Origin of the sequence: Bariatricus massiliensis, from assembly GCF_900086725.1 — a bacterium.
Classification (GTDB): Bacteria; Bacillota; Clostridia; order Lachnospirales; family Lachnospiraceae; genus Allocoprococcus; species Allocoprococcus massiliensis.
In genome coordinates, this window is the sequence record NZ_LT574836.1 from 778380 (window position 1) to 792634 (window position 14255).

11 protein-coding genes are annotated in these 14255 nt (G+C 46.5%); all 11 read right to left on the minus strand.

Annotated features, from left to right (window positions below):
* Positions 1–4: 4 nt before the first annotated feature.
* Positions 5–1660: an NAD(P)/FAD-dependent oxidoreductase gene (locus BN6465_RS05380; protein ID WP_066732424.1), complete on the minus strand. Its 1656-nt coding sequence runs from the start codon at positions 1658–1660 to the stop codon at positions 5–7.
* 20 nt (positions 1661–1680) lie between these two features.
* A complete protein-coding gene (locus tag BN6465_RS05385) occupies positions 1681–3177 on the minus strand; it encodes a carboxypeptidase M32 (protein ID WP_066732425.1) in 1497 nt (498 codons plus the stop codon).
* A 36-nt stretch (positions 3178–3213) separates the two neighbouring features.
* Complete coding sequence (locus BN6465_RS05390; RefSeq protein ID WP_066732426.1) at positions 3214–4461, minus strand: BaiN/RdsA family NAD(P)/FAD-dependent oxidoreductase; 1248 nt, start codon at positions 4459–4461, stop codon at positions 3214–3216.
* A 3-nt stretch (positions 4462–4464) separates the two neighbouring features.
* Positions 4465–5760, minus strand: coding sequence for a methionine gamma-lyase family protein (locus BN6465_RS05395; protein WP_066732429.1), 1296 nt, complete (start codon positions 5758–5760; stop codon positions 4465–4467).
* The gene (gene miaA / locus BN6465_RS05400; protein ID WP_066732431.1) at positions 5726–6721 is read right to left on the minus strand and encodes a tRNA (adenosine(37)-N6)-dimethylallyltransferase MiaA; all 996 of its coding nucleotides are present in this window, start codon (positions 6719–6721) and stop codon (positions 5726–5728) included. The genes BN6465_RS05395 and miaA overlap by 35 nt, the downstream gene beginning before the upstream one ends.
* 13 nt (positions 6722–6734) lie before the next feature.
* Positions 6735–8783 carry a DNA mismatch repair endonuclease MutL gene (gene mutL, locus BN6465_RS05405; RefSeq protein ID WP_066732433.1) on the minus strand — a complete coding sequence of 683 codons (2049 nt, stop codon included), beginning with the start codon at positions 8781–8783 and terminating at the stop codon, positions 6735–6737.
* Between the two features lie 24 nt (positions 8784–8807).
* Entirely contained in the window at positions 8808–11456 is a 2649-nt protein-coding gene (mutS, locus tag BN6465_RS05410; RefSeq protein ID WP_330384745.1) for a DNA mismatch repair protein MutS, read from the minus strand.
* 59 nt (positions 11457–11515) lie between these two features.
* On the minus strand, positions 11516–11974 hold the full coding sequence (locus BN6465_RS05415; RefSeq protein WP_066732810.1) for a putative ABC transporter permease: 459 nt from the start codon (positions 11972–11974) through the stop codon (positions 11516–11518).
* Between the two features lie 62 nt (positions 11975–12036).
* The gene (miaB, locus tag BN6465_RS05420; RefSeq protein WP_227183244.1) at positions 12037–13500 is read right to left on the minus strand and encodes a tRNA (N6-isopentenyl adenosine(37)-C2)-methylthiotransferase MiaB; all 1464 of its coding nucleotides are present in this window, start codon (positions 13498–13500) and stop codon (positions 12037–12039) included.
* A 13-nt stretch (positions 13501–13513) separates the two neighbouring features.
* A complete protein-coding gene (locus BN6465_RS05425) occupies positions 13514–13711 on the minus strand; it encodes a DUF4250 domain-containing protein (RefSeq protein WP_066732434.1) in 198 nt (65 codons plus the stop codon).
* A gap of 2 nt (positions 13712–13713) precedes the next feature.
* Positions 13714–14250, minus strand: a complete 537-nt coding sequence (locus BN6465_RS05430) for a DUF5662 family protein (protein WP_066732435.1) — start codon at positions 14248–14250, stop codon at positions 13714–13716.
* Between the last annotated feature and the right edge of the window lie 5 nt (positions 14251–14255).

The following is a 14255-nucleotide window of genomic DNA, read 5'->3' on the forward strand; positions in this document are numbered from 1 at the left end:
GTCATTAAATTTTTCTTAACCTGTCCTCACAATTGTCGAAAGAAGCGTATTTTCTGCGGATTGCCTCCGCGGTTTTTATGCCGTCCACGGCGGCTGAAGTGATGCCGCCGGCATACCCCGCTCCTTCTCCACAAGGATAAAGCCCCGCAAGTGTACTTTCCAGCGCATTCCCTCTCACAATACGCACGGGGGAAGAAGTTCGGCTCTCCACTGCCGACAGCAGCGTGTCCGGACTCGAAAAACCGCTGATTTTGGCGTTAAATTTTTCCATGCCTTCTATGATTGACTGACTAAGAAATTCTGGAAGGGCCGAATGCAGATCCGTAAATGTGTACGCACCCTTCATACAGGGCTGCGGGCCTTTGCCATCCCCTACATGGCCATCCTTAAAATCACCATAACGCTGTACTGGTATCCTGCCCTTTCCTGCCTGATAAGCCGCCTCCTCAAGCTGCTGCTGGAATTCAATTCCTGCCAGTGGATGTTCATCTCCAAAGTCTTCCGGGGTTACCGTCACTACGATAGCACTGTTGGCATTTCTGCTGTCTCTGGCATGATAGCTCATTCCGTTGACTGCAAGACGCCCCTCTTCTGAAGAAGCATTGACCACATATCCGCCCGGACACATACAGAAGGAATAGATTCCTCTCCCGGAACAAAGTTTTTCCGTCAGCTTATAAGATGCCGCCCCTAATTCCCCGGGTTCTGTCATACCATACTGCGACATATTAATCAAAGACTGAGGGTGTTCTGCACGCACACCGACGGCAAACGATTTGGCTTCCATTGGTATTTTGAGTTCATAGAGCATGCGGAAAGTATCTCTGGCACTGTGCCCCGGCGCTAAAACTAGCAATTCCGTATCCAGCCTGACTGGCTCTCCTCCTGCCTCTTTTAAATCTTGAACCTGAATTCCACAAAGACGAGATGCTGCCGCATCCGTAATAATGTCTGTCATCTTTGTGTGGAAACGGAATTCAGCCCCAAGTGAAATCATTTTGTTACGCATGCTTTCCACTACGCCAATCAAAATATCGGTTCCAATATGAGGTTTATTTACATAAAGGATTTCTTTGGGCGCACCGTGGGCAGCGAAGATTTCTAACACCTTTCTGATGCGTCCGTCTGTATCTTTCACCAGCGTATTCAATTTCCCGTCAGAGAACGCTCCTGCGCCTCCTTCACCAAACTGCACGTTGGAGTTGGGATTCAATATCCCTTCTTCCCAAAAGCGCTCCACATCCTTCTGACGGTCACGTACCGGCGCACCCTGTTCAATTACGATGGGGCGATAGCCGGCTTCCGCAAGAAAATACGCGCAGAACAGTCCAGCCGGGCCGCTCCCGACAACTACAGGGCGCATCGGCAGTGTCTCCTTGCCGGCCTCCGGAAAACGATAGGGTTTTTCCCTGCAGATAGAGATATCAGCCTGCCCCTTCTTTTTAGTGGCGCCCTTGAATACTGTCTCTTCTCTTTTTACACTGACATCAATGGTATATACATAAAAAATATCCGGTTTCTTCCTCGCGTCCAAAGACTGTCTGCGTATTTCATAGGACAAAAGCTCCTCTTTCTTTATGCGAAGCAGCTGGAGGAGCTTTTTTACAAGTGCCTCTTCCGTGTGCCCTGTACGTATTTTTAATTGGCTGATTCTAATCATTTATGCCTCCACTAATTTTTTTAAAGTTCATATAAATCGGTGTATTTATTGGTCAGATAATCAATATAATAATCCGGATTAAAGGGCTCGCCCGTAGCTGCTACGAGAATTTCATCTGCTGTTTTGCTCGCCCCGTATTGATGGACGTTTTCCTTAAGCCATCCGCTGATCCGCTGGAAATCCTCTCTGCGGAGGGCATCTTCAACATCCACTGCCTTCTGCATTGAGGCAAAGAGCTGGGCGGCGTATGCACTTCCCAGCGCATAGGTAGGAAAATATCCTAAATTCCCGGCGCTCCAATGTACATCCTGCAGAATTCCTTCGGAAGGACAGGATGGCCGGACACCGAGATATTCCTCATATTTATCATTCCACATTGTCTCAAGCTCTTTCAAATCAACATTACCGTCAAATATCTCCTTTTCTAATTCATACCGAATCAAAATGTGAATCGGGTATGTCAGTTCGTCTGCCTCAATTCGTATGAGAGAAGGCCGAGAGACATTGATCATTTTTATAAATTGTTCCAGCGGTACACTGCCAAGCTGCTCTGGGAAATGCTTTTGCAGGTTCTTATAATTCGCTTCCCACAGCGCGCCGCCTCGACCTATATGGTTCTCCATGAGACGCGACTGGCTCTCATGCATCGCGTATCCGACAGCATTTTTGAACGCAGTTCCGTCATACTCTTCTTTTATCTGTAAAGCGTACTGTGCATGCCCATATTCATGAATCGTAGAAAAAATTGCAGGCATTAAACTATTTTTATGATAACGTGTAGTAATTCTTGTTTCCTGAGCGGAGAAAAATTCTGTAAACGGATGCACGGATGTTGTCAAGAGACATTTGCTGCGGTCAACTTTCATATAATCCTGCAATTCCTTGAGAAAGGCTTTCTGCTCCTGAATATCATACTCCGAAAACAAGACGGAGTCATCAATTCTGCAGCCTTCTTCTTGTATTTTCCGGATCAACGGCAGTAACTTTTCCTTGACTTTTGCGAAAAAGCTGTCATAGGTTTTTGTGTTCGTCCCGATTTGAAAACGGTCGAGCATATAATCGTAGTCAGAGCAAGTCTTAACCATATAGGTAAGTACTTCTTTTTGAATAGCAATTACCTTCTCAAGGTGGGGAAGGAACATTTCCCAATCGTTATCCGCTTTTGCCTGTTCCCATGCATTTTCACTGTCAGCCAATGTCCGGCGGCGTCTTACATACAGCTCTTTGGGCAGCTTCCGTTCTTCTTCGATGAGCCGGAAATACAGCTTTAGTTCTGCTTTGATAACATCATCGTCCCCAGCTTCCTGATAAATTGCTTCCAGCCGTTTGAGATTATCTGGATTCATCTTGTAGGAAAAGGCTTCCCCCGCGAGGATAGACATCATTCTATTCCGATAGGGAATTCCGGCTTTAGGCGCTGCGGTTGCCACATCAAAGTACATTGTGCTGTCCGCCAGCTGATAAGCTGCACATATATCCTTATAAGTTTTAAAAAATTCTAACTCTTCTTTTCTCATACAACATCATCCTCCTCTGGTTTTATGCTGTCCTAATTACCGATGAATGGCCGCTTCTCTGCCGGCCAGATATCCGCTGGTCCATGCCCACTGGAGATTGTAGCCTCCGCATTGTCCGTCCACATCCATGATTTCGCCCGCAAAGAAAAGGCCCGGCATGACAAGCGACTCCATCGTCTTTACATTAATTTCTCTCGTATCTACACCGCCTGCACAAACTTGAGCCTGTTCATAAGAGTTCGTATTCTCTACCTCCGTGGTGAACCGTTTCACAGCGCATACCAATGCGTCGACCTCGTCTTGTGTCAAGCTTTTTGCAGCCCGGCTGCCTTTGATTCCGGCTAATTTTAAGAATAGAGTGGCTATCTTTTTATGAAACAATCCGGTGAAAAAAGAATCCATCGGCCGTTCCGGCCTGATATTCACCCTGTTTATCAGATAGTCTTTGAACTGTCCTTCACTGAAATCAGGCATAAAGTCCAGTACGGCCTTGACCGGCTTCTTCTCATAAACTGCTTTTGACGCAAACCGGCTGACCTGAAATACGGGTATTCCTGAAATTCCGTAATTTGTCATCTGGATTTCCCCGGTGTCCTCTGCTTCTATTCTGCCGTCCACGATCAGGGATACCTTTCCCCCGATCCGTACACCGGACAGGCTCTTGAAAAATCCTTCTCTGCACCGCAGCTGGGTGAGCGCCGGATGTACCGCGATCATAGAATGGCCGCATTCTTTTGCGAGACAATAACCGCTTCCGTCAGAACCCGTTACCGGCGCGGCTTTTGAGCCAGACGCAAGTATCACGGCATCGCATTTGTAAGTGTGCTTCGTTCCCTTATTATCACCTTTATAATTAGAAACTATCTTGAACCCGCCTGCATTTTTGGCAATTCTGGCCACATGTTCCTGACAGTGTATTTCTACTCCCAGACGTTCCAGCTCCATCCGCAGGACATCTAATACCGCCGCCGCCTGCTCTGAGTAAGGATAGAGATAGCCATTTTTATTTTTCGAATAAATTCCCAACTCTGTGAAAAACGCGATTGTCTGCTGGGCCCCGTATGCCTTCACCGCCGTCCAGGGAAAGAGTATATTGTCACTGTGATAAAAAATAGGCTCCTGCACTATGTTCGTAAAGTTACACCGGCCGTTGCCGGTAGACAATATCTTCTTTCCTACTCGTTCGTTATGCTCCAGAACAATTACACGAGCCCCTTCTCTGGCAGATGTAATTGCAGCCATCATTCCTGAGGCGCCGCCCCCGATGACAATTACCGTATTCATAATTTACAGCTCCTTTGTGATGCCGGCTTCCCAAAGCTTCTGCAGCGACATCAATATTCCAAATTTAGCATGTTCCCAGGTAAGTCCCCCTTGAAAATACACTGCATATGGCTCCTTGATGGGACCGTCTGCTGAAAGTTCAATGGAGGAGCCCTGTACAAAGGCCCCGGCCGCCATAATTACATCGCTGTCGTATCCCGGCATAGCCCATGGTTCCGGTGAAACGTAGCTGTCGACCGGCGCGGCCGCCTGAATGCCTTTACAGAAGGCAATGACTGCCTCAGCACTTCCTAGTTCCACTGCCTGTATAATGTCGTGCCTATCTTCCGCGCCCCCCGGAACGACTGGATATCCGAGCCGCTCGTAAATATTTGCGGCGAACACAGCGCCTTTCAGCGCCCCGGCCACCACCGTGGGCGCCAAGAAAAGGCCTTGATAGAATGCCTGCATCACGCCCAGCGATGCCCCTACTTCTTTCCCTAGCCCCGGGGAAGTGAGTCTGTACGCACATTGGGCAATCAAGTCTCTGCGTCCGGCCACATAGCCGCCAATGGGGGCAAGTCCTCCGCCGGGATTCTTTATCAAAGACCCCACCACAAGATCTGCCCCGACATCACTTGGTTCCCTGGCCTCGACAAACTCCCCGTAACAATTATCTACCATGCAGATGACTTCAGGCTTCACCTTCTTTACAAATGCGATAGCTTCCCCGATTTGTTCCACAGAAAAGCTGGGTCTGGTCTGATAGCCTTTTGACCTTTGGATTGTAATCAGTTTTGTCTTGGAGGAGATGGCCTGCTCTATGGCCGGATAATCGAAGCTTCCGTCTGGGTTTAATTCCACCTGTTTATAAGTTATTCCATATTCAGCAAGGGAACCGGGAGACTTACGGATTCCAATCACTTCCTCCAATGTATCATAAGGCTTTCCTGCAATTGATATCAATTCGTCGCCGGGCCTTAAGTTTGCGCTTAACGTAAGAGACAGCGCATGGGTACCACAAGTGATTTGAGGCCGTACCAGTGCGTCCTCCGTATGAAAAACATTTGCATATACCTGCTCTAAGGTGTCTCTTCCGAAATCGTCATACCCATATCCTGATGCATAATGAAAACATTCTGAGTTGACCCTCGCTTCCTGCATTGCATGGATGACTTTCAATTGATTCAGCTCCGCCATTTTGTCTATATCCGCGAAACGCTCCTTTAAGGTCTCTTCTATTTTTTCACCAAAGGCTGACACCTTCGGCGAGATTCCCATTTCTTTATAGAGTTCTTGAGTCAGAACATGTAAGTCCATTGGTAATAATCTCCTTTTCCTTAAGGCAGTCAAGCATTGCCTGCAAGACTGTCTCCTCTTCATAATTGTAATGATTTTTTTCTATCCATATCACATCGTGCTCCCGCCTGAACCAAGTAAGCTGGCGTTTTGCAAAATGTCTGGTATCACGTTTTAGCTTATAAACGGCTTCCTCCTGAGTCAGCTCTCCGTCCAGATAAGAAAGTATTTCCTTGTATCCAAGCCCCTGCATGGACACCATATCTTTTGTATAACCTTGATTTTTCAGCCATTTCACTTCCTCGATTAGTCCGGCATCGAGCATTTCATCCACCCGGCGGTCGATTCGCTCATACAGACGGCTGCGCTCGTCATTGAGAACAAAATACGCAAACCGGTAGGGGGAGGATTTTTGCCGCTCCTGCTCATTGTGCTCCGAAATCGGCTTTCCGGTCTGATGATAGAATTCTAAAGCCCGAATGACCCGCTTTCTATTATTTTCATGGATGGCCGCGGCTGATTTTTCATCCACTTGCCGGAGCAGGCTATGAAGCGCCTGATTCCCTTCGGCATCTGCAAAATCGATAAGCTTCTGTCTGTAAGCGCTGTCTTCCTCGCCTTTGGAGAAATCAATATCATATAAAAGAGCCTGAATATAAAAGCCAGTTCCGCCGGCCACAATGGGGATATGACCGGCAGCATAGATTTTGTCTAAGGCTGCCTTCGCCATCTCCTGAAACTTGGCCACATGGAACTCTTCATCCGGCTCCAGCACATCGATCAAATGATGTGGAACACCCTCCATCTCCTCGGGACTGATTTTTGCGGAGCCGATATTCATGTGTTTATAGACCTGCATGGAATCCGCAGATATGATTTCGCCCCCGATGGCTTTCGCCAGCCCTATAGAAGCCTTTGTTTTTCCCACAGCGGTGGGACCTGTCAAGATGATAAGTGGCCGCTTTTCTTTCCCGTCAAACATTCCCGTCTCCTTCTTAAACAATCCGCTTAAATTTTTTCTCCAGTTCTCGTTTTGTCATCGCAATGATAGTCGGTCTGCCATGGGGGCAGTGATAAGGATTCTCCAGTGTGAGAAGTTCACCTATCAATTGCTCCACCTCAGCCGTCGACAGCCTTGAATTTCCCTTTACAGCCGCCTTACAAGACATAGAAGCAATTTTCTCGTCAATCAAATCCGGCTCAAGAGTTGTAGTAAGGCCGTCCGCCAGAGCATCCAGCATCTCCATAAGAAGTTCCTTTTTTGCAATACTGAACAAATTATCCGGGACTGCACGGACTGCGTATTCATCCCCACCGAAAGGTTCCATCTCAAAACCTATGGCAGTGAACCGGTCCAGATTCTGTTCCAGCACATCCCTTTCCTGCATAGACAAGCTTAATATAATCGGGGGACTCAAATATTGAGAAGTATACTCACGGTTCTTCAGGCCCTTCAATGTCCGTTCATAAAGAACTCGTTCGTGAGCCGCGTGTTGATCAATAATATAAAGACTGTCATGATACTGTACAACCCAGTATGTATCGAAGACTTGTCCCACTATTTGATATTCCTGTCTCGCTTCTTTTGTCAATAATTTCTCTTCAAACAGGTTCAATTGTCTGTTTTGTGGAGAACTCTGTGGATAATGTGGAACACTTTCGAGAGCGCGCTCTGTTTTTGGATTATTCTTGATCTCTTTTTCGAGAGTGCACTCTGTTTTTCGCAGAGCACGCTCTGTTTCTTCCTCCTTTTTTCTGTAATTTACAGCTTCTCGTATTTTATCTGCCTTCAGAGCTTTGTCGAACACACCCTCCCGGTCGGTGACTTCCGCTTGAGAAGACTGCTTATGATAAGAAAGGACGCGCTCCTTCATCTTATCCATGAAATAATTCAAGTCTTTCTCCTGTGGCGCGGGAGCAGCCTCAGGAACGGCAGTTTTGTGCGGCCTCACATCCGGTACAGAACTTTTAGGTGTGATGTCTGTCGGATGTGCAGAAAGTTCCGGTTCCGGGCTGGATTTGGGCGGTTCCGGCACCTCAACGACAGGTATCAGTTCTTTTTCGTGAAGCCCTTCCCGTACGGCTTGATAAACCAGATTGTATATTTCCTGCTGAGCCGAGAAGCGAAGCTCCATTTTCGTAGGATGCACATTGATGTCTACTTTTTCCTGCTCTAAAAAAAGGTGGAAGGCCACAAATGGATACTTGTGCTGCATAGAAAAATCCTTATATCCGTCTTCAATGGCTTTTGATAAAATATTACTCTTCACATAACGGCCGTTGACGAAGTAATTCTCAAAATTTCTATTCCCTCTTGATATAAGGGGTTCTCCTAAAAATCCACTTAACCGGACGCCGTTTTTTTCAAAGTCCAAAGGCAGCAGATGATTGGCTACCTCTCTTCCGTATATGTGGTATATGACATCCTTCATATTTCCGTTTCCGGATGTGTGGAGCTTTGTCTGACGGTTATTGATAAACTGGAATGATATTTCTGGATGGGAAAGCGCAAGTCTGGTGAGAAGGTCACTGATATGGCTCGCTTCTGTCATTGGAGTCTTCAGGAACTTTCTTCTTGCAGGCGTATTGTAAAATAGCTGGCGTACCATAAACGTAGTGCCGTCCGGGGCTCCTGTGTCTTCCAATGCCTTTTCCTTTCCGCCCTCAATCACATAACGTGTCCCGAAAAGCTCTTCACGGGGTTTCGTAATCAGCTCCACCTGAGAAACGGCAGCGATACTTGACAACGCCTCTCCCCGGAACCCCAGCGAGGATATTCGGAATAAATCCTCTGCACTTCGTATTTTGCTAGTGGAATGGCGCAGAAAAGCATTGGCAACTTCAGTTTTTTCAATCCCACAGCCATTATCGGTGATTCTCATCATTGTGATTCCGCCGTCCTCTATCTCTGTCACAATGGCAGTCGCTCCTGCGTCAATTGCGTTTTCTACCAATTCCTTGACTACGGAGGCCGGGCGTTCAATGACTTCCCCGGCCGCAATTTTATCAATTGTTATTTGATCCAGCAATTCTATGTGCGGCATGATTCTAGTTCCTTTCTAAAAGTGTTACCATCTGTTCTTCAGCTTATTCTGGAGCTTATACAGTGTATTAAGCGCATCCATAGGTGTCATATGGCTGATATCAAGTTCTTTTAATTCACTGAGCACGTCGTCATCCTTCACGGTATCGAACAGAGAGAACTGGGCCAGATCCACCTCATCCAGTCTCTTTTGTGATGTATGTTTCGGCTCCGCGCTCTGGGCTGCAATATCCTTCACCCGTGTGGTGATATCAGCGTTGATCAACTCTTCCACAATTTCTTTGGAGCGGTTGATTACAGAGTCCGGTACTCCCGCAAGTTTGGCAACCTGAATTCCATAACTTTTATCTGCGCCGCCCTTTACAATTTTGCGGAGAAATACAATATCGTCTCCTTTTTCCTTTACGGCGATACAATAGTTGTTTACATTATCTATCTTGCCCTCCAGCTCGGTCAATTCATGATAATGAGTGGCGAATAAAGTCTTGGCGCCCAAGAGCTTGCTGTTGCTGATATGCTCCACCACGGCCCACGCTATGGCAAGGCCGTCGAAGGTACTCGTCCCCCTGCCGATCTCGTCCAGAATCAGAAGGCTCTTTCCTGTGGCGTTTCGCAATATATTAGCCACCTCATTCATCTCCACCATAAAGGTGCTCTGCCCGCTGGCAAGATCGTCCGAAGCCCCCACCCTTGTAAAGATACGGTCTACAATCCCGATATTAGCGGATGATGCAGGCACGAAGGAGCCTATCTGAGCCATCAGCACGATGAGTGCGGTCTGACGCATGTAGGTGGATTTCCCGGCCATATTAGGGCCGGTGATAATCGAAATCCGTTTTTTCTTATCATCCAGATAAGTATCATTTGCAATGAACATATCGTTGGGTATCATCTTCTCTACAACCGGGTGGCGGCCGTCCTGAATGTCAATTACACCCTTTTCGTTAAGTTTCGGGCGCACGTAATTATTACGCTCGGCCACAAGCGCAAGGGATGCCAGTACGTCAAGTTCAGCCACCGCTTTCGCTGTCGATTGTATTCGGTTGATCTGAGAGGCAATCTTGTCCCTCACTTCGCAGTAGAGCTGATACTCTAATGCACAGAGCTTGTCCTCCGCCCCAAGAATCGTATCTTCCAATTCCTTCAGCTCGGGGATAATATATCGTTCGGCGTTCGCCAGTGTCTGCTTACGTGTATAATAATCCGGCACCATATTTTTGAAAGAATTTGTCACTTCCAGATAATATCCGAATACCTTGTTGAATTTGATTTTGAGGTTTTTGATTCCAGTCTTTTCCCGCTCTTTTGTCTCAAGCTCCGCAAGCCATGACTTTCCGTCCGACTTCGCTTTGCGCAGGCGGTCGACCTCCTCATTGTATCCCTCCCGGATAATTCCGCCCTCCTTCATGGCCAGCGGCGGCTCTTCCGCAATGGACGCACTGACCAGCGCACAGAGATCTTCCAATGTGTCTGTATTTTCATACAGCTCTTTTAAAAGCGGGGACTGCATTTCTTCCAATATGTATTTAATAGGCGGCAGCATGGCAAGAGAACTCTGAAACGCCATGAGATCTCTGGGATTGGCCGATTGATAACTAATCTTTCCGACCAGACGCTCCAAGTCATAGACAGGAGACAGATATTCCCGAATCTCTTCCCTTGATATGGCATTGTTTTTTAGCTCCTCCACCGCGTCCAGCCGCCGGCTTATGGCTTCTTTTTCAATCAATGGCTGTTCCACATATTTTCGAAGATTGCGGGCCCCCATTGCTGTCTTTGTTTTATCCAGCACCCACAAAAGCGAGCCTTTTTTCTGTTTCTCTCTTAATGTCTCGCAGAGCTCCAGATTTCTTCTTGTGGAACTGTCAAGCACCATGTATTTTCCTGTCGTATAGCTTGTCAGGTGTGTCATGTGGGCGAGGGTAGTCTTCTGCGTCTCCTCCAAGTACCTGAGCAAGGCTCCTGAGGCGATGATTCCGCAGTCATAATCGTCCAATCCAAGGCCTGCCAGCGCATTTACCTTGAAATGCTCCTTCAGTGTCTGACGGCATATGGCATCATCAAAATACCATGCGTCTAAAGAATAGATGGTGATGCCCAGCCGGTCTCTCAAATCATCCAGATTCATTCCGCTCATATAGAATGACTCATTACAGATAATCTCAGACGGCATAAATTTGTAAATCTCATCTAAAAGCTTATTGCCGGCATCCAGCTCTGTAACCAGATAGTCTCCGGTCGTGACATCCGCCACCGAGACACCGTAGCGGTCGGCTATGTATACGATACACATAATGTAATTATTCTTAGTCTCATCCAAAGCCTGTGTATCTAAATTGGTTCCCGGCGTGACAATCCTCACCACTTCACGCTTTACGATGCCTTTGGCAAGCTTCGGGTCTTCCACCTGCTCACAGATAGCTACCTTATATCCCTTGGCCACCAGACGGTTCAGGTAAGAATCTACCGCATGATATGGGACTCCGCACATGGGAGCCCGCTCTTCCATTCCACACTGTTTTCCTGTCAGTGTAATCTCTAATTCTTTCGATGCAGTCAAGGCATCGTCGAAAAACATCTCATAGAAATCTCCCAGTCTATAGAAAAGAATACAATCTTTGTATTCTTCTTTTGTTTTCATGTACTGCTGCATCATAGGGGTTAGTTCCGCCATGATTTTTCTCCTTTGCTGTTCAGTTTTTTACATACATAGAAAGTATAACACAATTTGAATTAAAGTACAAAAAAATGTGGCTTATCTTCCTTATAAAGGCGGTGCGATAATATGCCTCCAAGAAAGATACCAATTACGATTAAGCCAGAAAAAAGTACCATAAAAGGAATACATATCTGTCCCCACAATTCCAGAGGCTGGTCACTATAATCCCAGACTGCCAGCCCCAGCCATTTGTTCACGATGATACCGGTAATAAATTCCAATGCAGTTACAAAAATAACAGAGCGGAGCACTTGTATCCACATAGGCTCCGACCAATGCATGGAAGTACCCTGAAAGGTACAGAAACAAAGGGCAAGCCCGCCTAAAACAAACATACTCCAATGAGAGAATCCTCTGAACGCGATTTCCAGCAGATAATAAAAGCAGCCGCCCAGAGTCCATATGAACAATACTTCACTGATTTTTCTCCACTTGGTGCCTTCTGTCTCTTGTTTTGCTCTCTTGTATTCCATAAAAAACGCCCCCGCTATGTTCATATTTCTTCCTTACATAGTGTGAGCGCTTTTTATATTCTTTATGACTGGTAATTTTCGGCCAAATGGCCCATATAATAAAATCCTTTTGCTTCAGATAGGTAAACGTCTACCAGCCTGCCTACCAGCTCTTTCCCTCCGGGAAAATGTACAAGTAGATTGTTCCCCATTCTTCCCGTCACAAGAGAAGAATCATGGTCATTGATTCCTTCCACCAATACACGCTGTACGGTGCCTTCATGAACCGAGCAGACTTCCGAAGATATCGCTTGGACTTCCTTCAACAGCCGGTCAAATCTAGTTTTTATTACATCTGCAGGCACTTGTTCATCCATAACGGCAGCCGGAGTCCCCGTACGCTTAGAGTAAATAAACGTAAATGCACTGTCAAAACGCACCTTCCGCACCACATCCATAGTCTCTTCAAAGTCCTCTTCGGTCTCTCCCGGAAATCCTACGATAATGTCAGTAGTCAAAGAAATATCCGGAACGGCACGGCGGATTTTATCTACCAGTTCCAAATAATGCTCCTTTGTATAACGGCGGTTCATCTTCTGTAATATGCGGCTGCTTCCCGACTGAATCGGAAGATGGAGATGCGGGCAGATTTTTTTGGATTCAGCCATCACTTCGATCAGCTCACCAGATAAATCTTTCGGGTGCGAAGTCATGAAACGGATTCGCTCAAGGCCCTCTATTTTCTCTATCTCTCTAAGAAGCTCTGCAAAAGTCAGGGGCTCGTCTAAATTCTTTCCGTAAGAATTGACATTTTGTCCTAACAGCATAACTTCCACCACACCGTCCGCCACAAGACTTTCAATCTCTCTTACGATATCTCTTGGACTTCGGCTGCGCTCCCGGCCTCTTACATACGGAACGATGCAATAACTGCAGAAATTGTTGCACCCGAACATAATATTGACACCGGATTTGAATGTATATTTCCTTTCGCTGGGGAGGTCCTCCACAATTTTATCGGTATCCTTCCATATATCGATCACCATCCGCTCAGACTGAAAGCGAGTCACAATCAACTCAGCAAATTTAAAGATGTTGTGTGTGCCGAAAATCAAATCCACGAACCGGTAGCTTTTCTTCAGCTTTTCCACCACTTCAGGTTCCTGCATCATACAGCCGCACAGTGCGATCATCATATGTTTTTTTTGCTGCTTGATGCGGTTCAACTGTCCAAGACGCCCATAAACCCTCGTGTTGGCGTTCTCCCGCACGGTACAGGTATTGTAGATGACAAAGTCTGCCTTATCTTCCTCAGTCTCCTCAGTGTATCCGATCAGCTCCAGAATACCGGCCAGTTTTTCCGAGTCTCTGGCATTCATCTGGCAGCCGAACGTTGTCACGCAAAAAGTGAGCGGACGTCCTAGTTCCGCGGCCTGAGATTCCACATACTCTTTTGCCTTGGCAATAAAATAGTACTGCCTCTGAGGCTCTGCAATGGGAGCTTCTCCGGCAATATCTATTTGAGTAAAATCTATTTTATTTTTCATTAGCTTAACCTTTCTAGACAAATTGATTCCTTTTTTCTTCATATTCATAATCTATGCTGCCGAGTTTTTCTGTGAGTAACTCTCTGTCGATCTGCAAATCATCGCATAAAGCGTCCAGATCAGCATAGTAATCTCTCAGCTTTGTGTTGATTACGCTGAGAAGAAGCACGGGATCATTCGGTAATTCATTAAAAACAGTCTGCTTTCTCATTGCTAATAGTCCTTTGTTTTTAGAATCTTGTTCTTAATATAAGCGAAGGTAACATCTTCTCCCTTTTCTGCCAGCATGTTGAGCAGCTCTTCAAGAAGCCGCCTTGTATCCTTGTGGATCAACTGCGCGGCGCTTCCCTTTTCATAATATTCCAGCGGCGACGCATCGGTATAGCGCGCTCTCATATATATTTTCGAGGCGGCGATGCGGTCCATAAACATTTCAATCACAAATCTTTTGGGCATTTTCATTCCTGTGAGGCCGGGTTCGTTCAGGCCATAATCTATCCAATACTCATAGTGATGCTTGTTTCTACCTTTATGGTGCAGCCATGCAGTAGAACATCCGGTAGTTTCACGCTCGGCATTGTTAGGGCTTCTTGTCCCCTGATAATAACGGCAGCCGACCAGAAATTCAGAAGGCATATATTTGGACATATCGTGGAGAAGTCCCTGCCGGTAAAGTCCAACTCGAAAACAATGTTTCATAACAAGAATTTTGTGATGTGTAATCGTACAAAAATGCTGCAGTGCTTTCATACAGC

Excerpts from the sequence above, each read along its gene's own strand:
- BN6465_RS05380 (WP_066732424.1), bottom strand. The coding sequence starts at position 1,660 with ATGATTAGAATCAGCCAATTAAAAATACGTACAGGGCACACGGAAGAG.
- BN6465_RS05385 (WP_066732425.1), bottom strand. The coding sequence starts at position 3,177 with ATGAGAAAAGAAGAGTTAGAATTTTTTAAAACTTATAAGGATATATGT.
- BN6465_RS05390 (WP_066732426.1), bottom strand. The coding sequence starts at position 4,461 with ATGAATACGGTAATTGTCATCGGGGGCGGCGCCTCAGGAATGATGGCT.
- BN6465_RS05395 (WP_066732429.1), bottom strand. The coding sequence starts at position 5,760 with ATGGACTTACATGTTCTGACTCAAGAACTCTATAAAGAAATGGGAATC.
- miaA (WP_066732431.1), bottom strand. The coding sequence starts at position 6,721 with ATGTTTGACGGGAAAGAAAAGCGGCCACTTATCATCTTGACAGGTCCC.
- mutL (WP_066732433.1), bottom strand. The coding sequence starts at position 8,783 with ATGCCGCACATAGAATTGCTGGATCAAATAACAATTGATAAAATTGCG.
- mutS (WP_330384745.1), bottom strand. The coding sequence starts at position 11,456 with ATGGCGGAACTAACCCCTATGATGCAGCAGTACATGAAAACAAAAGAA.
- BN6465_RS05415 (WP_066732810.1), bottom strand. The coding sequence starts at position 11,974 with ATGGAATACAAGAGAGCAAAACAAGAGACAGAAGGCACCAAGTGGAGA.
- miaB (WP_227183244.1), bottom strand. The coding sequence starts at position 13,500 with ATGAAAAATAAAATAGATTTTACTCAAATAGATATTGCCGGAGAAGCT.
- BN6465_RS05425 (WP_066732434.1), bottom strand. The coding sequence starts at position 13,711 with ATGAGAAAGCAGACTGTTTTTAATGAATTACCGAATGATCCCGTGCTT.
- BN6465_RS05430 (WP_066732435.1), bottom strand. The coding sequence starts at position 14,250 with ATGAAAGCACTGCAGCATTTTTGTACGATTACACATCACAAAATTCTT.